We start from the raw sequence: 22,521 nt of genomic DNA on the forward strand, positions 1-22,521 counted from the left end.
CGGGGCGAGGGGCACGGCCGGATCTAAGAGGCGGGGGCGAGCAGGCCCGGCCACCAGGCGAGGGCGAGGGGATAGCCGACGAACGACAAGATGTCGAGCAGCCAGTGCGTGATCACGAGCGGCATTGTGCGGCCCCAACGGGTGTAGCACCAGCCGAAGACAATCCCCATCGCGACATTGCCGAAGAACGGTCCGATGCCCTGGTACAGGTGATAGCTGCCGCGAAGCACGGCCGAGGACAGAATAATCGTCCATGCCGACCAGCCCAGCTCGCGCAGCCGCGCGTACAGGTATCCCACCACGATGACTTCTTCCACGAGCGCGCTCCGGAGCGCCGAGAACACCAGGATCGGAATCGTCCACCAGAAGGTGTCGAGGGGTGACGGCACGACCGCCACCGTGAAACCGAATGCCCGACCGGCGAGGTAGAGACCCAGGCCGGGAATTCCAATGGCCAGCAGCAGTCCCGTGCCGCGCAGCAGGTCCCGACCGGGTTGGGTGAGGTTCAGACCGAGGTCTCGAAACGGGTTGCTTCCCGGCACCCAGAGCAGGTACAGCACGAGCGCCACCGCCACCAGTCCGAAGGCAATGCCCAGGAACTGATAGGTGAAGTCGAGCCATTCCCGCGGCGACTGCGAGCCGTTGAGCGTTGACGACTGCTGCGACAGCGGCGTGGTGTCGCTCAGCCGCGCCACGATCGAGACGATCGAATAGACAGCGGATGCGCCGAGCGACAGTCCGAGAACAATCGCAATTTCCCAGTGCAACCGGGCCGTGCGCGGGCTGTGGGACGAATGGATCATGCCCTCATCCTGCCAGTGCGCACCCCGCCTTCGCGTCGGCTCGGAGGGGGATGAGGTGCAGGGTTTACCGCTCAGACACCCGCTCATGCACGAATAGCGCATTTTTCGTCGATTCGGCGCAGAAAACGGGCGTCCAATCAACAGCGAAACCGTGAGTGACGCCATTACTGATTCCAATGAACCGCTGCTGCAGATCCGTGACCTCGAGGTGGGTTTCCAGACCCAGCGCGGCCTCGTACCCGCCGTCCGGGGCGTGAGCCTCTCCCTGTATGCCGGCCAGACGCTCGCCATCGTCGGTGAGTCCGGGTCGGGAAAGACCACGACGGCGCAGGCCATCATCAACCTGCTCGCCGGTACGGGCAACGTCACCGCAGGGGAGATCCTGTTCGAGGGACGCGACCTGACCAAGCTGTCCGCCAAGGAAATCCAGGACGTGCGTGGTCGCCTGATCGGCTACGTTCCGCAGGACCCGATGAGCAACCTCAACCCGGTCTGGAATATCGGATTCCAGGTTGAGGAGGCCATCAAGGCCAACGATGTGGCACAGGGCAAAGCCGCGCGCGCCCGCACCATTGAGGTGTTGCAGGAGGCCGGACTGAGCGATGCGGCGGACCGTCTCAAGCAGTTCCCACACCAGTTCTCCGGCGGTATGCGTCAGAGAGTGCTCATCGGAATCGGTCTCTCGGCGCGTCCGAAACTGCTGATTGCCGATGAGCCCACCTCGGCGCTCGACGTGACCGTGCAGCGCCAGATTCTCGATCACCTGGGCACGCTGACTCGTGACTACGGCACGTCCGTACTGTTCATCACGCACGACCTTGCCGTGGTGCGCCTGGTGGCGGACAACGTCTGCGTCATGCAGAAGGGACGAATCGTCGAGGCGGCGACAACGGACGAGGTCTTCGACAATCCTCAGCAGACCTACACACAGGAGCTCCTGGCAGCCATTCCCGGTGCCAACTTCGAATTCGGTCGGTAATCAGGCACGTCACAGCATCAATGCGTACGTGCGGCACACCGGTGCCGAACGTACGCATTTGTGTTGATGCCGGGGCGCTGCGGGTAGAGTTTTAGACAATGAGCACCAGATCCGCCGTCGTCTGGGTCGTTGCGATCTGCCTCCTGCTGAGTGGATGCACGGCCTCGACTGCCGAATCCGGACTGGACAAGGGCGCAACCGTCACCGTCGCATCCGCCGCGGCATTCGACTCGTATAACCCGGCGACGACCTACGGCAACTCCGCGGCGAATAGCAGTGTTGCCGTGCTGACCAACGACTGGTTCACCTCCGTGGACGACGCCCCGAAGCTGGTGCGCAACGAGCAGTTCGGCACCTCCGAGATGGTGTCGAAGGACCCTCTCACCGTGAAATACACCGTTAATCCCGGGGTCACATGGTCCGACGGGACAAGCGTGGACGCGGCCGACCTGCTGCTCGACTGGGTCGCGAATTCTCGCGCCCTGGACACGCCGGGATTTGTGCCCACCGAAGTCGCCGACCCACAGACGCATGAGATCACCGCCGATCTGCCCCCGGACACCGTGTATTTTGACTCCGGCGCAAAGCCCGACACCGGACTCGGACTCGTCCATGACCTGCCGACCCTCAGCGATGACAATCGTGCCATCACCATGGTCTACGCCGCGCCCTACGCCGATTGGCAGCTGGTCTTCCCCCGGGCGCTGCCGGCACACGTGGTCGGCAAGAACGCCCTCGACCTGCGTGACAATGCCAAGGCCAAGTCGGCCGTGACCGCCGCCATCAGCTCCGACGACAAAGGCGCCCTGTCCAGGCTCGCCTCGTTCTGGAACTCAGGTTTCAACTTCACCGCGCTGCCCGACGACCCGGAACTGCTGATCAGTACCGGCCCATACACGATCTCGGATCTTCGGGCGGGGGAGTCGGTGACGCTCACCGCGAATCCTGAATACACGGGGTCGCGGAAACCGTCGATTGAAACGGTTGTGCTGCGGCACATTGCCGACCCGCTGGCGGCTGTGCAGGCGCTGGGCGCGGGGGACGTGGACGTGATCTCGACGCCGGCGACCGGTCCGGTGCGACGGGCACTTGCGAACCTCGACGAGGTGACGAGCGCGACCGGCTCTGCGGGCACCTACGAGCACATTGATCTGCAGGCCGCACAGTCAAAGAGCGGCGTTTTCGCCGACGTTCGAGTGCGGCGGGCCTTCATGAAGGTCGTACCCCGTAAACAGATTCTGGACGAGCTCGTCGCTCCCATCGCCGGTGAGCGGGCGGCCCTGCGCGACTCGCAGGTGTTTCTGCCGGGAACCAGCGACTACTCACAGTCGGTCAAGCGCAACGGATCCGATGCCTATGCTGACGTAGATGTTCCTGGCGCTCGCGCCCTGCTGTCGCAGGCCGGAGTGACCGACCCGAGCGTGTGCATCCTGTACGAGTCGAGTAATCCGCGTCGAGTGCAGGAATTCCAACTCATCGCGGACTCCGCCGCCCGAGCCGGCTTCTCGGTTGCCGACTGTGGGGATGCGGACTGGCGGGAGCTTCTGGGAGCTTCGAACACCTACGACGCTGCACTCTACGGTTGGTCGACTCCTTCGCTCGCGGTTTCCGGTCCGAACGCGGCATTCGCCACGTCCGGGGTGAACAACCATTCGTTCATCTCCAACGCCGAGATTGACGCCGTTACAGCTCGCCTCGCCACGGAGCTTGACGCGAAGGTCCAGGTCGAGCTGAGGGAGCGCCTCGACCGGCTGCTCTGGGACAACGCCTACTCCATGCCACTGTTTGATCTGCCCACGGTTACGGCGCACAGCACACGCATCGCGGGTGTCGCCCCGTCGATCCTCGCGCCCCACCTCGCGTGGAACCTCCCGGAGTGGACCGTCGTCCGCTAAAGGAGCGCTCCACATGCGGGGCCGCCGGGCGACAGGTGCGGCTTCGCGCGTCGCCCAGCTCGTGTGTTCAGGCGCCGGGGCGAATCATACGATAGGGTCGTACTTTGGGTCTCATTGCGGCCCCGTACATCCACTCTTCGTCGCCAGTGTTAATCTGCGGCATTCATTCTTCGTAAGGATCTACTTTTATGGCGATTGCTACGCGCAATAACCTCCGAAATGTTGCCATCGTCGCTCACGTTGACCACGGCAAGACGACGCTGGTCGACGCGATGCTCCAGCAGACCGACTCGTTTGCCGACCACTCCAAGGTTGAAGAACGTGCCATGGACTCGAACGAGCTCGAGCGCGAAAAGGGCATCACGATTCTCGCCAAGAACACGGCGGTTTCGTACAAGGGCATCCACGCCAAAGAGGGCCCCATCACGATCAACGTGATCGACACCCCCGGCCACGCCGACTTCGGTGGCGAGGTCGAGCGCGGCCTGTCCATGGTTGACGGCGTTGTCCTGCTCGTTGACGCGAGTGAGGGCCCGCTGCCGCAGACCCGTTTCGTGCTGCGTAAGGCGCTGGAAGCCAAGCTGCCCGTCATCCTGCTGGTCAACAAGACCGACCGTCCCGACGCGCGCATCGACGAGGTTGTGGCCGAAAGCCAGGACCTCCTCATCGGTCTCGCGAGCGACATGGTCGACGACTTCCCCGACATCGACCTCGATGCCGTCCTCGACGTTCCCGTCATCTACGCCTCTGGCCGCAACGGCGCCGCGAGCTGGAACAAGCCCGACGATGGCACGCTGCCCGACAACGATGACCTTGAGCCGTTGTTTGACGCGATCCTCAAGCACATCCCGGCACCGGTCTACGACGACGAGCACCCCCTTCAGGCGCACGTCACCAACCTCGATGCCAGCCCGTTCCTCGGCCGCCTCGCGCTTCTGCGCATCTTCAACGGCACCCTCCGGAAGGGCCAGACCGTGGCCTGGGTACAGAAGGACGGCACCGTCTCGAACGTGAAGATCACCGAGCTGCTCATCACGAAGGCCCTGGACCGCTACCCGACCGAGAGCGCCGCCCCCGGCGACATCGTCGCCGTTGCCGGTATCGAGAACATCACCATTGGTGACACCCTCGCCGACCCTGATGACGTGCGCCCCCTGCCGACCATCACGGTCGACGACCCGGCCATCTCGATGACCATCGGAACAAACACCTCGCCCCTCATGGGCAAGATCAAGGGCCACAAGCTCACCGCGCGTATGGTCAAGGACCGCCTCGACCGCGAGCTTGTCGGTAACGTCTCGCTCAAGGTCGTCGACGTCGGACGCCCGGACGCCTGGGAGGTGCAGGGTCGTGGAGAACTGGCCCTCGCCATCCTCGTCGAGCAGATGCGTCGTGAAGGCTTCGAGCTCACCGTCGGCAAGCCGCAGGTGGTTGTCAAGCGCATCGACGGCAAGGTCCACGAACCGTTTGAGCACCTCACCATCGACGCGCCCGAAGAGTACCTCGGCGCGATCACGCAGCTGCTCGCCTCTCGCAAGGGCCGCATGGAGAACATGGCGAACCACGGCACCGGCTGGGTTCGCATGGAGTTCATCGTTCCGTCGCGTGGCCTGATCGGTTTCCGCACGCAGTTCCTCACGGACACGCGCGGTACCGGTATCGCCAACACGATCCTTCATGGTTACGAGCCCTGGGCCGGCACCATCAGCACCCGTACCAACGGTTCGATCGTGGCCGACCGTCAAGGCTCGGTCACTCCGTTCGCCCTGATCAACCTGCAGGAGCGGATGTCGTTCTTCGTGCAGCCGACCTCTGAGGTTTACGAGGGCATGGTTATCGGCGAGAACTCGCGCGCCGACGACATGGACGTGAACATCACCAAGGAGAAGAAACTGACCAACATGCGTCAGTCCAGCTCCGACACGTTCGAGTCGATGACGCCGCCCAAGCAGCTTTCGCTTGAGCAGTGCCTTGAATTCGCCCGTGAAGACGAGTGCGTCGAGGTCACCCCGACTGCCGTGCGCATCCGCAAGGTTGAACTCACCGCAGGCGCTCGCTCACGCCAGGTTTCGCGCGTGAAGAAGCAGGACGCGAACTAGCACCCAGCCGTACACACAAATAACCCGCAGCCGAGGCTGCGGGTTATTTGTGTGTACGGGGCGCGTGGCGGCGGGTCAGGCGAAGAGTGGGGCTCCCACGTAGCTGCCGGTGCCGGTGCCGGCGCCGGCAGGCACGACGAAGAGGGCGCTTCCCACGTGCTTGACGTACTCGTTCATGGCATCGTTTTTGGCGAGGTTGGTCTGCACGGTCGTGAACTGCTCCGGCGTGCGTTGGAAGCTGATGAAGAAGAGTCCGGCCTCGAGCCGACCCAGGGCGTCGTTTCCATCGACGAAATTGTAACCGCGGCGGAGCAGCTGGGCGCCGCCGTTCTGCGCCGGGTGCGCCAGGCGCACGTGCGAGGTCTGAGCGATGAGCGGTTCCCCGTCACGGCCCGCGGTCGTGAAGTCGGGTTCCGTGAACTCGGTTCCCCCGGAGAGCGGTGCGCCGGCGCCCTTGGTGCGCCCAAAGACCGTCTCCTGCTCGCGCAGGATCGTTCGGTCCCAGGTCTCGATCGTCATCCGGATGCGGCGGGCCACGAGATAGGAGCCGCCCGCGAGCCAGGCCTGGCCGTCACTGCCGGGCACCCAGACATGCTCGGCGACCACGTCCGGTTCCTCGGCCTTGATGTTGGCGGTGCCGTCCTTGAAACCGAAGAGGTTGCGGGGGGTGGCCTGGCTGGTGCTCGTGCTGGAGGTGCGACCGAACCCGAGCTGCGACCAGCGGATGACCGCGCGTCCGAAGGCGATGCGGGAGAGGTTGCGGATGGCGTGCACGGCCACCTGCGGGTCGTTCGCGCAGGCCTGTATGCAGAGATCACCGTCGCTGAACGTGGCCTTGAGGGCGTCGCCAGGGAAGTGGGGGAGCGCAGTGAGGTCTGCGGGTCGGCGAGACCTGATGCCGAAGCGATCGACGCCATCCGTCGTCTCAAACAGTGTGGGGCCAAGGCCGAAGGTGATGGTGAGCCCGCCGGGCGGGAGGCACTGCGCCTCGCCGGTGTCTTGCGGGGGGTGCGTCATACGAGCCGCTGACGGCGCCGAACTCGCCCACGTCGTTGCCGGCGGTCATCGCGGCGGCGGCCGCGCTCCAATCCTGCAGCAGGCCGATCAGGTCGGCGCGGGTCGCGTCGGCGCCCAGATCGAACGCGGCGAAGTGCAGTCGGTCCTGGGCCGGAGTGACGATGCCGGCCTGGTGAGTGCCGTAGAACGGGTACTGGGCCGAGTCGCCGCCTGCCGAGGCGTCGACGGCGGTCGCGACAACACGGTCACCGGCGATGCCAAGGCCGACACCGGCTGCCCCCGCGCCCGCGAGGCCCAGCAGGCCGCGTCGGGTGAGGCCACGCGCTGCGGGGGCCTCATCGGTGGACAAGGTCGGTGCGACGGCCTCCGACTTTCGGGTGCGACCGATCACAGGACGAGTGCTGCGGTGAGCTGGTTGAGCGGCTCGCCCAGGGCGTTCACCTGGTCGGCCAGGGCGCGAATCTCGGCGGGAGTGAGGTCGGTGTACAGGTTGAAGCCGTCTCCGACCCGCTGGGCGTCGAGAAGCACCTGCAGGCCCGCGAATTCCTCATCGAGGCTCGTGGCGAGGTCCCGATCCCTCTCCACGAGCAGGTCTCGCACACCGGCGTAGAGCACGGCGGCGCCGTCAACGTTGGCCTGGAAATCCCAGAGATCGGTGTGCGACCAGAATTCTTCCTCGCCCGTCACCTTGCCCGTAGCCACCTCGTCGAGCAGGCCGATCGCGCCGTTCGTCTGCTGGGCGAGGGTGAAGCTGATGTCCTGAACCTTGGAGTCGAGGGTGGTGGTGTCGGTCACGAGCAGCTCGGCCAGGTGCTGGCGCTGCTCGGGAGAGTACGCCGCGAACTCGGCCTCGGCCTCGGCCGGCCACAGGTCTTTCTCGATGGCGTGCCAGCCGGTCCACGCCTGGCCCTCTTCGAGGTCCGCCTCGCGCAGGTCGAGCTTGGGGTCGAGGTCACCGAATGACTCGGCAATCGTCTCGACCCGCTCCCAGTGTGCACGCGTGGGGGCGTAGAGGGCCCGGGCCTGGTCGTCGTCCGCAGCCACCTACGCGGCCGCGAAGGCGGTCGTCCCAGTGGCCAGCTGGTTGACCTGATCCTTCACGTAGGAGGCGTAGTTCGTGTTGGCCACGTCGATCTGCGCGGCGAGATCGGCCGTCGGGGCGCCGGCCGCATCGGATTCGGTCACGGTAAACGCGGCCGTGCCGATTCCGTCACCGACCATTCCCGGCTTGCAGGCCGTGAAGTATTCGCCGGCGGAGAGCTGAACGACCAGGTCGCGGCTGAGGCCGGGGCCGATGTTCTCGACCTCACCCTTGATGCTCAGCTCATCAGAACCGAGAAGGTAGAACTCCGTGACCTGGTCGCCGGTGTTCGTGACCGTGAAGACGACAGTTCCGGCGGGCGCGGTATCGGCCGAGACCGTGCACTCGGTGGCCGAGCTGGCGACCGTGAGCTTTTCGTGGGCGCTGGGGGAGTCGTTGGCGACGCATCCGCTGAGAGCGAGGGCGGCGATGGCGCCGACGGAGACGGCGGTCAGGGCACGGTGGGGGAGACGGGCGCGCATGGATGTCCTTCGAAAGGGAGTGGCAGTCGGGCTCAGCCGACGAGGGCTGGTGCCCGGGTGGGCTGCGGGGCGGCCGCCGGTCGGGTGGGTCCGCGCCGGCTCTGGGAAATGAACAGGGTCAGGGTGGGCACGGCGTAGGCGAGCCAGGCCGTGAGCTCAAACCACGTGGTGGCCGGCGAGAAGTTGAGGGTGCCCTTCAGCAGGGTGCCGTACCAGCTGCTCGGCGGGATGACGGAGGTCACGTTGAAGGCGAGGCTGTGCAGGCCAGGAAGAACGCCGGCCTCCTGCAGATCGTGTACGCCGTACGACAGAACACCGGCGGCGACCACGATGAGAATGGCGCCCGTCCAGGTGAAGAAGCGGGACAGGTTGATGCGCAGCATGCCGGAGTAAATGAGCCATCCGAGCGCGACGGCCGTGAGAATGCCGAGTGCCGCGCCGAGCAGCGGCAGGGAGCTGGAACCCGTGGCCTGGACGGCGGCCCAGAGGAACACGGCCGTTTCGATGCCCTCGCGGCCGACGGCGAGAAACGCCACGAAGACCAGGCCGAGGCCGGAGCCGACGAGGTGACGATCGATGTTGCCCTGCAGGTGACCCTTGAGGTCGCGTGCGGTGCGCAGCATCCAGAAGACCATCCACGTCACGAGGCCCGTGGCGATGATGGAGAGCGTGCCGCCGATCACTTCCTGCGCGGTGAATGACAGTCCGTAGGTGCCAAATGTGAGCAGCGCGCCGATACCGAGCGCGAGAAGCACAGCGAGGCTGACACCGAGCCAGATGCGCGGCAACACGTCTTTCCGGTCGATCTTCACGAGATAGGCCACAAGAATGGTCACGATCAGAGCTGCTTCGAGTCCCTCGCGCAGTCCGATCAGGTAATTTCCGAGCACTTCACATCCAAGGTTCGTATCGCAACAGGAAGATTTGGTAAGGCTAACCTTACCTTTCGACTGTAGCCGCACTACCTGATCATGTCTAGTTATGATCTGTGAAGGTGAAATTGTACGTTTTCCCAGCAATCAGCGGAGTCTCATGGTCATGTCCGGAAGTAGTGAACGCGTCGTGTTCGTGCACGGGCGTCCCGGCGACGAATCGTGGCTGACCGGAGGCACAATCGCTCGCCTGCACGGCGATGACTCGCCGTCCCTCGTGATTTTTGAAACGGATGTCGCCGACTCTCACGTCGTCGACGCGGCCCTGGCCGATTTGGGAGCGCGCGAGTGGCGGATGTTGCCCGCTGGCGGCCCGGACTCCGACGCGCGCGCGGAGGCCCTCGCCGATGCGATCGCGTACCAGTGGGCCACTGTCGTTGTTGTTGGCGACGTGAGCGACGACCTGCGCGAAACCGTCACCGGCATCGCTCACTCCGCCGGATTGCCCGTCTTCCTCACCCGACGAGTCTCCGACGCGGCACAGGGGCGCCTCGTCGCCATTGACGTGAGTGACCAGCTCCCGCAGAAGCTTCTAGCGCTCACCCGCTATCCGGAACGTTGGGGCGTCGCGGATCACACAATGACCCCGACCGAGGGTTCCGCGCTGACCGTGACCGGCACCGAAGCCTATTCTCGTCTCGACGCCCCGCGCCCCGGACACACTCCCGGCCGGCCACAGACTCTCCTCAGCAGAGCACTGGCGGTAGCCGGGGGCGTCGTGGCAGGGGGAGCGTTCGGGGTGCTGGGAACGCTAGCCCACCAGTCCACCGTTCACGTCGGGACCATGGTCGTCCCCCTCGGACTCATTCTTGCCCTTGTGGCCGTGACCGCGCTGCTCGTGGGACTGCGGCTTGTGCTGGGCGGTCGCACGGTCGTGCTGTTCTGCGCCACCGGGCTGCTGGTGACGATTTTTCTGCTGTCCCTGCGCGGCCAGGGGGGATCGGTTCTCGTTCCTGCCGGCCTGACCGGAACGCTGTGGACCGTCGTTCCGGCCCTCGTGGCCACCTTCGTGCTGGCCTGGCCGCGAATTCCTGCCCGAAAATAAGCGGCGGCCTGCTCGCGCGGCGTGCCCCGACTTCAGCCGGAGGCATCATCCGGCCTAGACTGAAGGCCTGCTCTCGAAGGGACCTAAATTAAGTGACGTATGTGATTGCTCTGCCGTGCGTCGATGTCAAAGACCGTGCCTGCATCGATGAATGCCCGGTGGATTGCATCTATGAGGGCGAGCGTTCGCTCTACATCCACCCCGACGAGTGTGTGGACTGCGGTGCGTGCGAACCCGTGTGCCCGGTGGAGGCCATCTACTACGAAGATGACCTGCCGGAGCAGTGGGCCGACTACTACAAGGCCAACGTGGAATTCTTCGATGACATTGGTTCCCCGGGCGGTGCGGCCAAGGTCGGGGTGCTCGCCAAGGACCACCCCGTCATCTCCGTGCTCCCTCCCCAGGTTCAGTACTAGGCACTCGTGCTCAAGCCGCTCCCCGACTACCCGTGGGACCAGATGGTTCCCTTTGCCGAGCGGGCTCGCGCCCATGCCGACGGCATTGTCGACCTCTCGATCGGGTCGCCGGCAGACGCGACGCCCGAGGTCATTCGCCGGGCCCTTGCCGAAGCAACGGATGCCCACGCCTACCCGCAAACGGCCGGCACGCCCGAACTGCGACGCGCCATTGTGTCTTGGTACGCCCGCCGCCGCAGCGTGACGACCCTCACCGAGCGGAACGTTCTGCCGACGATCGGATCCAAGGAACTGGTCGCCCTGATGCCCTTCATGCTCGGGTTGGGGGAGGGGGACACCATCGTGCACCCGCGGGCCGCGTACCCCACGTACGCGATCGGCGCGGCCATTGCCGGCGCGAACGCACTCGCCTCCGACGATCCCCTCGAATGGCCGGACACGACGCGGCTCGTGTGGCTCAATAGCCCGGGAAACCCCGACGGCCGCGTGCTCAGCGTGGCCGAGCTGCGTGCCGCCGTGCAACGCGCCCGTGAACTCGATGCCGTCATCGTGAGCGATGAGTGCTACGCCGAACTCGGCTGGGATGCGCCCTGGGACACCGAGCCGATCCCCAGCATCCTCGATCCTCGCGTGATTGAGGGATCGTTGACGAACGTGATCGCGATCTACTCGCTCAGCAAGCAGTCGAATATGGCGGGGTACCGTGCGGCCTTCGCAGCGGGGGACGCCGACGTGCTTGCGCGCCTGCTCACCGTGCGCAAGCACGCCGGCCTCATGCTGCCAGCACCGCTGCAGTCCGCCATGATCGCCGCCCTCGGCGACGATGAGCACGTGTCTGTGCAGCGGGAACGTTACCGTTCTCGCCGTCGGGTGCTCCTCCCCGCCCTCGAGCTGGCGGGGTTTCGCATTGACCACAGCGAGGCCGGACTCTACCTCTGGGCCTCCGAGGGGCGAAACGCCTGGGAGTCCGTTGCCCGGCTCGCTGACCTCGGCATTCTGGCCGGCCCCGGCCCGTTCTATGGCGACTTTTTCTCGGAACATGTGCGCTTCTCGCTCACGGCACCGGACGAGCGAATCGCGGCAGCAGCGGCTCGTCTCCGCGAATAACGGTCGGCCTTCCCCCCTTACACGGGTTCTGTGGAACATGGCCAACGAAACCTTCGAAGTTTTGGCGGATGCAACAGTAGGCGGTCGCGCCCCTTAAGCTGTAGTCGGAACGAGATTACTCGGCGCATTATGTGCCGGGTCGACGACCGGCATCATAGGCAGCGAGACTCAGGGAGGCTCCGTGACCAACGTCGCGCAGCAAACGATAACCAACGAATCAGAGCAGGCCGCTGCTGAAGAACCGCAGACGGCGACTCTCACGTACCCGGGGGGAACGGCCGAGTTTCCCATTGTGAAGAGCGTCCAAGGCGCCTCGAGCATCGATATCTCGACGCTCACGAAGAAGACGAGCCTCACCACCATTGACTACGGTTTCGTCAACACCGCGGCGACCCGCTCGGCAATCACCTACATCGACGGCGACAAGGGCATTCTGCGCTATCGCGGTTATCCGATTGAACAGATCGCGAAGAACTCAAGCTTTCTTGAGACCGCGTGGCTGCTCATCTACGGTGAGCTGCCCACCCAGGTTGAACTCGAAAACTTCGACGACCGCATCCGGCGTCACACGCTGCTGCACGAAGACATGCGTCGCTTCTTCGACTCCCTGCCGCACAAGGCCCACCCGATGAGCGTGCTCGCATCCGGAGTGTCCGCCCTGTCCACGTTCTACCAGGACTCGCTCGATCCGAAGGATCCGGAGCAGGTCGAAATTTCGACCATTCGTCTGCTCGCCAAGCTGCCCGTGATGGCCGCGTACGCGCACAAGAAGAGCGTCGGCCAGGCGTTCCTCTACCCCGACAACTCCCTGAGCTTCGTCGACAATTTCCTGCGACTCAACTTCGGCAACATGGCTGAGCCGTACGAGGTCAACCCCGTCGTTAGCCAGGCGCTCGAACGTCTCCTCATGCTTCACGAGGACCACGAGCAGAACGCATCCACCAGTACGGTTCGCCTCGTCGGTTCCACCGACGCGAACCTGTTCGCCTCAGTGTCCTCCGGCATCAACGCCCTCTTCGGCCCGCTGCACGGCGGAGCGAACGAGGCCGTACTGAAGATGCTCGGCGAGATCAAGGCCTCCGGCGAGGGCGTCGAGAAGTACGTCGAGCGCGTGAAGAACAAGGAGCAGGGCGTCAAGCTCATGGGCTTCGGGCACCGCGTGTACAAGAACTTCGACCCGCGCGCCACCCTCGTGAAAGAAAGCGCCCACGAGGTTCTTGCCGCCCTCGGCGTCCAGGACGACCTGCTGGACATCGCGCAGGAACTTGAGAACCTCGCACTCAACGACGACTACTTCAAGGAGCGCAAGCTCTACCCCAACGTGGACTTCTACACGGGCGTCATCTACAAGGCCATGGGCTTCCCCACCCGCATGTTCACGGTGCTCTTCGCCATCGGGCGTCTGCCCGGCTGGGTCGCGCACTGGCGTGAGATGAACGAGGATCCGGCCACCAAGATCGGCCGCCCACAGCAGCTCTACGTGGGCTCGGCTGCCAGGGACTACCCGCAGCGCTGATATGTAGTGGGTTTTGTCAAGTGGGCATTTTTGAGCGGCGCCCGTGATGATTGTTGTTCGGATTCTGTGACGGGGCGGGAGTGCTCTTTTCCCGCCCCGTCACAGAATCCGAGAGACTGAAATCTCGGGTGCTGCGGAGAGGGGCTGTTCGCCGCGGCCGGAGTGTCGAGCGTGTCTTATCGACGCATGGTCAGGCTGATATACGCGGGTTGGTTACCGCAGGGCGAAGTGTTCGGCTGGAGAGGTGCCGCTGGTCTAGAAATCGGGCGTCGCACGATTGCGCGTGCTGCTCATAGCGCTTAAGCGGGTCACTCCACATGTTGCCGGCATTTCGACCACGGCGAACAGCGGTCTGGAGGTTATTTGTCCATGGTGGCCACAGACCAGCACCAACCGGCCAGTTCACGGGCGATGGCGACGTTGGCGATCACGGGACGTTTCTTCCGAACGTCGAAGTGGATCCACTGCTGATGAAGGCGTTCGTTACCGGCTTGCCCGCGCAGCCGGACGTCCTCGGGAGCTTTCTCCCACCGTGCCTGCAACACCGATCGGGTGGTCGGCCGGTAATCACGGCGGTGGTGCCACGCGGCTTCGACCAACAGCCGTCTGGCATGCGAGTTCCCGGTCTTGGTGATCCCTCCGAGTTGGCGTGTCTCGCCTGACGAGTATTCCGATGGGACCAACCCGAGGAACGACCCGATCGTTTGGCCGGTGCCAGTTTGTGATCTCCACCGCCAGGGCGAACCCGGTCAACGGGGCGATTCCTCGCAAGCAGCCCAGCCGGTTCACCATCGGCGTGAATTGAGAATCTGCGGCCATAAGCTCGATGGCTCTGTCCAACCGGTCACGGCGAGCCACCGTCTGAACCACCGCCTCATACGACGCGTCGAACGCCATCTCAAACGCGAGGTCCCCCGTTCGGTGGGACCGTAACCAGCGGTCGTATTTGCCCGTCCAAGCGGCACCGTCGGAATACACGAAACCGTGCCGCAGCAACAGCTTCGACATCCGATGCCGCGCACTCATCAAATCCTGCCGGGTATCTTCCCTTGACCGCACCAAGTCCCGTGCGGCTTCTTCCTCGACCGTGGGGACATGCACGACGGTGATGTCGCCCACGTGCAGCAGCCGAGCCAACTGGAACGCGTCCCGAGCATCAGTTTTGACCCGGTCACCCGTGGGCCGCTGCAACTTCGACGGCGCCGCGACCAGACAGTCAATCCCCGCAACGACGAACAAACGAGCCAATCCGAAACCCGTCGGACCGGCCTCATACGCGACCGTCTGCGGACCCGGCAACGATCTCACCCAGCCCAGAACCTCGACCAGGTCAGCACTGAACTTTCGATGGATGATCTCGCCGGCGCGGCCGTCAATGGCGCAACCAACGATTGTTCGGGCGTGCACATCCAGCCCAACGAAACTACGATATGTAATCAACTGGGGCCTCCAAATTCAACTGTGGATAGGTCACCCCGTGGACAGGGTCACCTGTGCTTAGGTCCACTTTCCACCGGTTGGCAACCCACGTCTATTTGAATCGAGGCCCCAGCCCAAAAAACGAGCGGACACTCATATCGTCTAGTCGGCTGCCACCCCGGTCGCTACCGGGCGGGGAGCAGACGTAGCGTGTCGGTGGCGCTCGTTGTGAGTGCTGCCGGCGTGAAGGGCCATGGCCTGGTCTCGTTCCGCTGCCACAGTGGTGTCTGGTCCACGTAGTTGGGGTGAAAGGCATGGCCGGAGGCCCCGGTGAGGTTGATCCACACGGACTGGTCGAAGTCGGCGAGGCTGATCACCTGCCGCATTGAGGGAACCCAGTCCACCTCGTAGCCCGCCGTGGCGTCAGAGCCCTGTGCGTTCACCACCGAGGATCCACCACCAAGCTCGTACGGACCGCGGTTCAGCAGCCACTCGATGGGTGCGATGCCCGATTTGCCGAGGCTCTGGTTGGTCAGCTCAAGCGTGTGGAGGTGTCCCCAGTCCCACGTGGACACGTCGTCGCCCATACGCCTGGTGCCCTCGGCGGCGGCATCTTGGAGCACTCGCTTGAGCATGCTCGACTGGCTGACTGCTCCGAGGCGCTTGTTGGTCCACCAGGGAGATGACGGCTCGGCGAGCAGGCCCGTGACGACCGCGAACGAGCGGTCGCCCCCGGCCATGCCCGTCCCTTCCGGGAGTGTTCCGTTGAACATCTCGTCGAGCAGGGTATGCCAGACGAGGTTGAAGTAGCCGGCGGCCGCGCTGTCGGCCGCCACCGTGAAGTCCCAGTCCTCGAACAGCTTCTGCGCCTCGGCGGCCGTTCCACTGGCCGGGATGGTCTGCAGCACCGGTACGAGCGCGGCGGCAATGGCGCTGTATTCGTCGGCCTGGATCTCGCCCATCAGATCAACCGTGAGCGGGGTGCCCGCCTCAATCAGGGCGGTGAGCCGCTTCGTGATCCGGTCTGCCCGATACCCGAGGTCCCAGTCCGCGGTGATGAGGTGCGGGTAGCCGGGGCCGACGGCCGCGTTGTTGGCGGCGACGATGTATCCGCTCGGGGGATTGAAAACCTGCGGCAACGCGTCGAAGGGGATGTACCCGCTCCAGCCGTATTGGCTCGTCCACCCCGGCACGGGTACGGTGCCGTCACCGGTGACCCGAATCGGGATGACGCCGGGAGCCTGGTAGCCAATGTTGCCGTCGACATCGGCGTAGATGAGGTTCTGGGAGGGGACATCGAACTTCGACGCCGCGGCCCGAAAGCTCTCCCAATCGGTGGCGCGGCTCATCGCGAAGATAGCGGATGCGGTGCGCCCGGGAGTCAGCGCCGTCCACTGCAGGGACAGCTCGTATGTCATGGCGGGATCGGCGGTGCCCGGCAGGGCGGCGAGGCCGGCGGATTGGGGGTATTCACTGGCGATCCGGGCGAAGTCGCTTCCGCTGAGTCCGCTGACAATCGGCCCGTGCTCGGTGGACCGGATGGCGATCTTCACCCCGGGGCCGCCGGCCACCTTGATCTTCTCGTTGCGCACGAGCAGCGGTTTCGCCGCGCCGTCGTATTCATACGTGTCGCCGGTGACCTTCTCCACGTAGAGGTCGGCAACGTCGGGTCCGAGGTTGGTGAAGCCCCAGGCCACGCGGGAATTGTGGCCGACAATCACACCGGGCAATCCGGAGAAACTGTAGCCGGCCACGTCGAAGGGGCAGTCGGCGGTGACGGTGCTGCAGCGCAGCCCCACCTGGTACCAGATCGATGGCAGCGCCGGCCCGAGGTGCAAGTCGTTGGCGAGGATCGGTTTGCCGGTGTCGGTGAGATCGCCGCCGACGACCCAGGAGTTCGACCCGATCTCTCCGCCGGCCGGTCCGAGCAGCTCCGGAACCGACTGGAGCGAGGTGCGCAGCGAAGCGAGCGCGCTCGCGTACCCGTCACCGGCGGCGAGCACGTGGGCTGTCGCCTCCGCTGCGCCTGCCGAAACGGTCGCCCCCGTGGCCGCCGCTGGTGGACCGTCCACGATGGTGGGGTGGCTGTCGTACGGGTACGACGGATGCAACTGGGCGATCTGGGCGGGATCCAGCGCGGTCGCCAGCTCGGCGCGGTCGATCTCATCGTCGAGGTTGGAGCGCAGGTCCCACGCCATCGCCTTGATCCAGGACACGGAATCGGCCGGGGTCCACGGCTCTGGCTTATATCCCGGATTCTGCACGGCCAGAACCGCGTACTCCACCGACACGTCAGCGCCCTCGTGCGTCTTGAGGTACGCGTTGACGCCGTCCGCATATGCCTGAAAGTACGAGAGCGTCTCCGGGTCGAGCAGCGCCACCTCTGCCTCGGCGACCGCGCGCCAGCCGAGCGTTCGAACGAACGTGTCGGTGCCCACCTGGCTCTCGCCGAAGAGCTCAGCGAGCCGTCCGGCCGTCACGTGCCGCCGAAAGTCCATCTCCCAGAACCGGTCCTGGGCGTGCACGTATCCCTCGGCCAGAAACAGATCCGTCGCCGTCGTCGCGGTGATCTGCGGGATGCCTGCCTCGTCGCGCAGGACCGTGACGGGGGCACGGAGCCCCGCAATGTTCACCTCACCCGACAGGGTCGGAAACGAGCGCGTGACCGTCCACACCCCGAGTCCGGCGACGACGAGAACGATCGTGAGTACCACGCCGAGGCCCGCAAACAACCTTCGCCACCGGCGGTGCCGTTTGCTGCGTGGAGCGTCGGTGCCCACATCACTCCCTCGTGACTAGTGCTGCATGGATGCTGTCGCCGTGCTGTCTGGTTCGAGAGTGTGCGCTCGGCTTACCCGGATGCTACTAGATTGGGGACCTCGTGACGGCTGGAGCCGGGAGTCAGGCGTGCAGGGCCTCGTTGAGCGCAATGCCCGTGCCACCGCGTGCAAGCACCTCGACCGCGCCGGAGACCGAGTTACGGCGGAACAGCAGGTTGGGCACACCACTGAGTGCGACGGCCTTCACCGTGCGGAGCTGTCCGGAATTATCGCGCGGTTCGCCGACCAGTACAACCTTGGTGCCGGCGGTCACGTAGAGGCCTGCCTCTACGACCGTGTCGTCGCCGATGGCGATACCGACGCCGGAGTTGGCGCCGAGCAGCGCCCGGGCCCCGATCGAGACGCGCTGCGTGCCGCCACCGGAGAGCGTCCCCATGATGGATGCGCCGCCGCCGATATCGGAGCCGGCACTCACCACGACACCCTGGGAGATGCGCCCCTCCACCATGGACGCGCCGAGGGTGCCGGCGTTGAAGTTCACGAAGCCCTCGTGCATTACGGTGGTGCCGGGCGCCAGGTGGGCGCCAAGACGCACGCGCGAGGCATCCGCGATTCTCACGCCGGCCGGAACGACGTAGTTCAGCAGCGGCGGGAACTTATCGAGGCCGGTGGCGGAGATTCCGGCGCGCTGCAGGGCAGGGCGCATCCGGGCGAAATCGGCGGGCGTCATGGGGCCTGCGTTGGTCCAGACCACGGATGGCAAGTGGCCGAAGATGCCGTCGAGGTTGATGGTGTTGGGTGCCACAAGCAGATGGGAGAGCAGGTGCAGGCGGAGGTAGGCGTCGCTGGTTCCGGCGGGCGGCGTCAGCAGGTCGATCTCCACCATGACGGCCTCGAGGCGCACCGCGCGGCTGGCGTCGGGGCCGGCGGCCGCGCTCAGCTCGGCCGGCACGATCCAGCGGTCGCGGTTGGCGGGCAGTTCACCGAGCTGTGGGGACGGGAACCACGTGTCGAGCACGAGCCCGTCGGAAGCGACCGTAGCGAGGCCGTACCCCCAGGCGTGGACGGGGGACGTGGATTCAGACTCGCGGGTAACCATTCCTCTAGATTAGTAGGGTGTCTTCAATGCCTTCTAATCTCGCGTCCACCACCGTAGCCCTCGACCTCACGGGTTCGAGCATCGCGCTCACCCAGCAGATCTGCGACATCGAGTCGGTCTCCGGCAACGAGGGGGCTCTCGCCGATGCGATCGCCCTCGCCCTGGCCGGCTTCGAACACCTCGAGATCATCCGCGATGGTGACACCATCGTGGCACGCACGAACCTCGGCCGCGCCCAGCGTGTGGTGATCGCCGGCCACATCGACACCGTGCCGCTCAACGGGAATCTCCCCGCCCGTTTCGAGACGATAGACGGTGTGGAGTACCTTTGGGGACGCGGAACCGTGGACATGAAAGCGGGCGTGGCTGTGCAGCTCAAGCTCGCCGCCGAGCTCGTGGAGCCCGGGGTCGACGTGACCTGGATGTGGTACGACCACGAGGAGGTCGCCGACGCCCTCAACGGCCTCGGCCGACTGGCCCGCAATCGCCCCGACCTGTTCGAGGGCGACTTCGCCATCCTCGGCGAACCCACGAACAGCGCCGTCGAGGGAGGTTGCAACGGCAACCTGCGGGTCGAGGTGCGCACCACCGGGCTGCGCGCGCACTCCGCACGCGCCTGGGTCGGCGAGAACGCCATCCACAGGGCCGCACCCATTCTCGATCTGCTCGCCGCGTATGAACCGCGTCAGATTGAGGTAGAGGGCCTCGTCTACCGTGAGGGGCTCAACGCCGTCGGCATCAGCGGCGGCATCGCCGGCAACGTCATCCCCGATGAGTGCATGGTGCACGTGAACTACCGGTTCGCGCCCAGCCGTACCGCCGACGAGGCCGAAGCCCACGTGCGCGACCTGTTCACCGGTTACGACGTGACCGTCGTCGACCGCGCCGAGGGCGCCCGCCCCGGTCTTGACGCTCCGCTCGCGCAGCAGTTCTTGCTCGCCGTCGGCGGCAAGGCCATGCCCAAGTACGGCTGGACCGACGTTGCCCGCTTCTCCGCGCTCGGCATCCCCGCCGTCAACTACGGTCCCGGCGACCCGCTCAAGGCGCATGCCGACGACGAACGCGTTGCGGTGCACCAGATCACCGCCTGCGAAACAGGCTTGCGGTCGTGGCTGAGCGCATCCGTTCGCTGAACCGACAGCTCATGGCCGGCAGGGTGACCGGCAGCGGAAACGGCGTTTCGGAACGGATGCCGGCGGTGTGGCGGGCGCGCTATCGGCTCACACCATGGTGGGCTCGCGTTCTGATCGTGTGGGCGCTGTCCCGCGTCGTGACGACCACGCTGATTCTCATGCTCGCGCGGGTTCAGGGCGAGAACGCCTGGACCGGTGCCAACCCGAACTACGTGGACTTCGCCACCATGTGGGACGGACGTTGGTACAACATCGTCGCCGTGAGCGGGTACCCCACGGTTCTGCCGCTTACCGCCGCCGGCCAGATTGGTGAGAACGCGTGGGCGTTCATGCCGGGCTACCCCGTCGTCGCCCGTTCGCTGATGATCCTGAGTGGGCAGGAATGGGCGCCGGTTGCGGTCTTCGTGTCGGTGGCATTCAGCGCCGGAACGGCGCTGCTGTTCTACCGGCTGATGAACCGGATGCTCGATTCCTCGACGGCCCTGTTCTCGGTGGTGCTGTTCTGCGTGGCCCCGCTCTCGCCCCTGCTGCAGTTCGGCTACGCCGAGTCGATGTACCTGTTCTTTCTCACGCTCGCGTTGTACCTGCTGCTCGAGCGTCGTTACGGGCTGCTGTTCCCGACGATTGCCGTGATGGCGCTCACCCGGCCGAGTGGGCTCGCCTTTGCCCTCGCGATGGGGTTGCATGTGGTCTTGCGCTTTGTGACGCGTGTCAGGGACCCGTTTGGTGGGCGGGAGCGGATGCTCGCGGTATCCGTCGCGATTTTCAGCGGGGTGATGGGCCTGGCGTGGCCTGTTGCAGCGTGGATCGTCACGGGGAGCCTCACGGCGTACACGGATACCGAGCTCGCGTGGCGTGCACCGTATATCGGCTACCAGGAGCTCGTGCCGTTCGCGGCGTGGTTCCAGAGCGGCGTGTGGTGGCTCGGCTCGCCGCAGGGGATCCTCGTGGTCATCGCCCTCATCGTTGCGTTCACGCTGGTCATGTTCACTCCCGCCGTTCGACGACTCGGCGTCGATCTCCGATTCTGGGTGGCGAGCTACGCGCTGTACCTGCTCGCCGTGTTTTTTCCGCAGTCAAGCACGTTCCGACTGCTGATGCCGTTGTTCCCGCTGCTCGGCGCGGTTGCCATGCCGCGGCATCCGCTCTACCGAATCGGTATCGTCCTGCTGCTTGTTGCGGCACAATGGGGGTGGCTGTTGATCTGCTGGGGAGTGGACGGACGTGACTGGACGCCACCATAAGTTGCAACCCGGCGTCGGCGATTTGGGGCAAATTTTCGTCTCGGGCCGCAATGGTCGATAATAGACATTACAAAGACGAATGGAAGGGGAGTTCATGGCGGCCATGAAGCCACGGACCGGAGACGGGCCAATGGAGGCTGTAAAGGAGGGGCGACTGATCATCGTGCGTGTGCCGCTCGAAGGTGGGGGTCGACTCGTCGTCTCTGTGAACGACGCTGAGGCCAAAGAACTCCACGACGCGCTTGCCGGAGTGGTCAACGTAGTCAGGTAGCCTCACACAGAACGGCTGCACCTTCCTGTTCGCAGGAAGGTGCAGCCGTTATTTTTTGCCTAGGCGCGTAGCTTGGTGATCTGAAGCAGGCCGTCGCCCACGGGAGAGAGAGCGCTGATCACCGCGTTCGAGGACGCGATCTCGGTGAGCAGGGTGCGAAAACCGGTCGCGACGTCATCGCGCTTGGCCGGGTCTGCCACACGACCGCGCCACAGGGCGTGGGCCACGAGCACGGTCCCGCCGGGCCTGGCAAGTCGCAGTCCATGCTCCACGTACTCGATCACGGACTGCGGGTCCGCGTCGATGAAGACGATGTCGTAGGAGTTCTCGTTCATGCGCGGCAGAACGTCCCCGGCCCTGCCGGTGATGAGGCGCACGCGGTTCGCCGGCACCTTCGCCTCGAGGAAGTTGGCCTTGGCATGCTGCAGGTGGTCGACCTCCGTGTCGATCGACGTGAGCATCGCCCCCGGCGCTCCCCTCAGCAGCCACAGCCCGGAGACACCGGCGCCCGTGCCGACTTCGAGGATGCTTCGGGCACCGGTTGCGGCGGCCAGCACGGCCGCCTGGGCACCAACGGACGGCGCGATCGCGTCAATCCCCAGCTCCAGGGACTGCTGCCGGGCCTTGGCCACGGCTTCGGACTCGACGACAGAGTCGTCGGAGAATTTCCAGTTCAATACGATGTCAGACACAGTTCGCTCCAGTTGATGAATAGGTCAAGACTATGGCCGCAGTCGACATGGTCGGTGGATGCCTCGCCGAGCGATATTCTGGGGTTATGTTCGGTTTGACGTTTGAGAAGATCCTCATCATCGGGATCATCGCCGTCTTCCTGCTCGGACCCGACAAATTGCCGCATTACGCGGCCCAACTGGCCCGCCTCGTGCGGCAGCTGCGCGACATGGCCAACGGGGCCAAGGAACGCATCCGTGACGAGATGGGCCCGGAGTTCGACGAACTGGACTGGAAGAAACTCGATCCGCGCCAGTACGATCCCCGCCGCATCATTCGGGAAGCCCTCACCGAGGAAGAGCCGCTCAAAGAGCAATCGGCGACCCTGTCCCGGGCCAGCCCGGCCGCCGCGTCACTGCTCGCGACGACCGCCGGCACCGCAGCCCTCACCCCCCTCACACCCGCGGCGCTGACGAGGGCTCCTTTCGATCTCGAGGCCACGTAGAGCCGCACCGCGAACGCGGGCGAATG

Annotated in this window: 16 protein-coding genes and 3 pseudogenes; 11 read left to right on the top strand and 8 right to left on the bottom strand. The window is 65.2% G+C overall.

Going from position 1 to position 22,521, the window contains the following annotated elements; genetic code table 11:
• Positions 1-23: 23 nt before the first annotated feature.
• Positions 24-803, bottom strand: a complete 780-nt coding sequence (locus EDD25_RS12950) for a CPBP family intramembrane glutamic endopeptidase (protein WP_134173726.1) — start codon at positions 801-803, stop codon at positions 24-26.
• A 151-nt stretch (positions 804-954) separates the two neighbouring features.
• Between EDD25_RS12950 and EDD25_RS12955 the strand changes: the two genes are divergently transcribed.
• The 3 genes from EDD25_RS12955 (at position 955) to typA (ending at position 5,776) form a co-directional block, all read left to right on the top strand.
• Positions 955-1,782, top strand: coding sequence for an ABC transporter ATP-binding protein (locus EDD25_RS12955; RefSeq protein WP_198418897.1), 828 nt, complete (start codon positions 955-957; stop codon positions 1,780-1,782).
• A 98-nt stretch (positions 1,783-1,880) separates the two neighbouring features.
• Complete coding sequence (locus tag EDD25_RS12960; RefSeq protein ID WP_134173730.1) at positions 1,881-3,677, top strand: ABC transporter family substrate-binding protein; 1,797 nt, start codon at positions 1,881-1,883, stop codon at positions 3,675-3,677.
• Between the two features lie 188 nt (positions 3,678-3,865).
• Positions 3,866-5,776 (top strand): translational GTPase TypA, encoded by a 1,911-nt coding sequence (gene typA, locus EDD25_RS12965; protein WP_134173732.1) that lies wholly within the window; start codon positions 3,866-3,868, stop codon positions 5,774-5,776.
• A 75-nt stretch (positions 5,777-5,851) separates the two neighbouring features.
• Here typA and efeB read toward each other — a convergent pair.
• The 3 genes and pseudogenes from efeB to efeU form a co-directional block, all read right to left on the bottom strand.
• A pseudogene (efeB, locus tag EDD25_RS12970) lies at positions 5,852-7,142 on the bottom strand (iron uptake transporter deferrochelatase/peroxidase subunit).
• Between the two features lie 38 nt (positions 7,143-7,180).
• Positions 7,181-8,356: pseudogene (gene efeO / locus EDD25_RS18380) on the bottom strand (iron uptake system protein EfeO).
• Positions 8,357-8,388: 32 nt separating this feature from the next.
• Positions 8,389-9,246 (bottom strand): iron uptake transporter permease EfeU, encoded by an 858-nt coding sequence (efeU, locus tag EDD25_RS12980; protein WP_134173734.1) that lies wholly within the window; start codon positions 9,244-9,246, stop codon positions 8,389-8,391.
• 148 nt (positions 9,247-9,394) lie between these two features.
• On the opposite strand from efeU, the gene EDD25_RS12985 reads away from it, so the two are divergent.
• From EDD25_RS12985 to EDD25_RS13000, 4 genes are all read left to right on the top strand, one after another.
• Positions 9,395-10,333, top strand: coding sequence for a hypothetical protein (locus EDD25_RS12985; RefSeq protein WP_134173736.1), 939 nt, complete (start codon positions 9,395-9,397; stop codon positions 10,331-10,333).
• A 92-nt stretch (positions 10,334-10,425) separates the two neighbouring features.
• Positions 10,426-10,749, top strand: a complete 324-nt coding sequence (gene fdxA / locus EDD25_RS12990) for a ferredoxin (RefSeq protein ID WP_134173738.1) — start codon at positions 10,426-10,428, stop codon at positions 10,747-10,749.
• Positions 10,750-10,755: 6 nt separating this feature from the next.
• Positions 10,756-11,856, top strand: coding sequence for a succinyldiaminopimelate transaminase (dapC, locus tag EDD25_RS12995; protein ID WP_277871700.1), 1,101 nt, complete (start codon positions 10,756-10,758; stop codon positions 11,854-11,856).
• A gap of 205 nt (positions 11,857-12,061) precedes the next feature.
• Positions 12,062-13,372: a citrate synthase gene (locus EDD25_RS13000; RefSeq protein ID WP_134175484.1), complete on the top strand. Its 1,311-nt coding sequence runs from the start codon at positions 12,062-12,064 to the stop codon at positions 13,370-13,372.
• 359 nt (positions 13,373-13,731) lie between these two features.
• Here EDD25_RS13000 and EDD25_RS13005 read toward each other — a convergent pair.
• The 3 genes and pseudogenes from EDD25_RS13005 to dapD form a co-directional block, all read right to left on the bottom strand.
• A pseudogene (locus EDD25_RS13005) lies at positions 13,732-14,809 on the bottom strand (IS110 family RNA-guided transposase).
• Between the two features lie 167 nt (positions 14,810-14,976).
• Positions 14,977-17,571, bottom strand: coding sequence for a penicillin acylase family protein (locus EDD25_RS13010; RefSeq protein WP_241986309.1), 2,595 nt, complete (start codon positions 17,569-17,571; stop codon positions 14,977-14,979).
• Positions 17,572-17,692: 121 nt separating this feature from the next.
• A complete protein-coding gene (dapD, locus tag EDD25_RS13015; RefSeq protein ID WP_134173739.1) occupies positions 17,693-18,670 on the bottom strand; it encodes a 2,3,4,5-tetrahydropyridine-2,6-dicarboxylate N-succinyltransferase in 978 nt (325 codons plus the stop codon).
• 26 nt (positions 18,671-18,696) lie between these two features.
• Here dapD and dapE point away from each other — a divergent pair, with 26 nt between their 5' ends.
• From dapE to EDD25_RS13030, 3 genes are all read left to right on the top strand, one after another.
• Positions 18,697-19,803: a succinyl-diaminopimelate desuccinylase gene (gene dapE, locus EDD25_RS13020; RefSeq protein WP_134173741.1), complete on the top strand. Its 1,107-nt coding sequence runs from the start codon at positions 18,697-18,699 to the stop codon at positions 19,801-19,803.
• Positions 19,779-21,047: a hypothetical protein gene (locus EDD25_RS13025; RefSeq protein ID WP_241986310.1), complete on the top strand. Its 1,269-nt coding sequence runs from the start codon at positions 19,779-19,781 to the stop codon at positions 21,045-21,047. The genes dapE and EDD25_RS13025 overlap by 25 nt, the downstream gene beginning before the upstream one ends.
• Positions 21,048-21,141: 94 nt before the next feature.
• Entirely contained in the window at positions 21,142-21,318 is a 177-nt protein-coding gene (locus EDD25_RS13030) for a DUF3117 domain-containing protein (RefSeq protein ID WP_134173743.1), read from the top strand.
• 59 nt (positions 21,319-21,377) lie between these two features.
• On the opposite strand, the gene EDD25_RS13035 is transcribed toward EDD25_RS13030, so the two are convergent.
• Positions 21,378-22,010, bottom strand: coding sequence for an O-methyltransferase (locus EDD25_RS13035; RefSeq protein ID WP_134173745.1), 633 nt, complete (start codon positions 22,008-22,010; stop codon positions 21,378-21,380).
• An 86-nt stretch (positions 22,011-22,096) separates the two neighbouring features.
• Here EDD25_RS13035 and EDD25_RS13040 point away from each other — a divergent pair, with 86 nt between their 5' ends.
• Entirely contained in the window at positions 22,097-22,495 is a 399-nt protein-coding gene (locus EDD25_RS13040; RefSeq protein ID WP_134173747.1) for a twin-arginine translocase TatA/TatE family subunit, read from the top strand.
• Positions 22,496-22,521: the final 26 nt, after the last annotated feature.

It is taken from the genome of Cryobacterium psychrophilum (assembly GCF_004365915.1).
Taxonomy (GTDB): domain Bacteria; phylum Actinomycetota; class Actinomycetes; order Actinomycetales; family Microbacteriaceae; genus Cryobacterium; species Cryobacterium psychrophilum.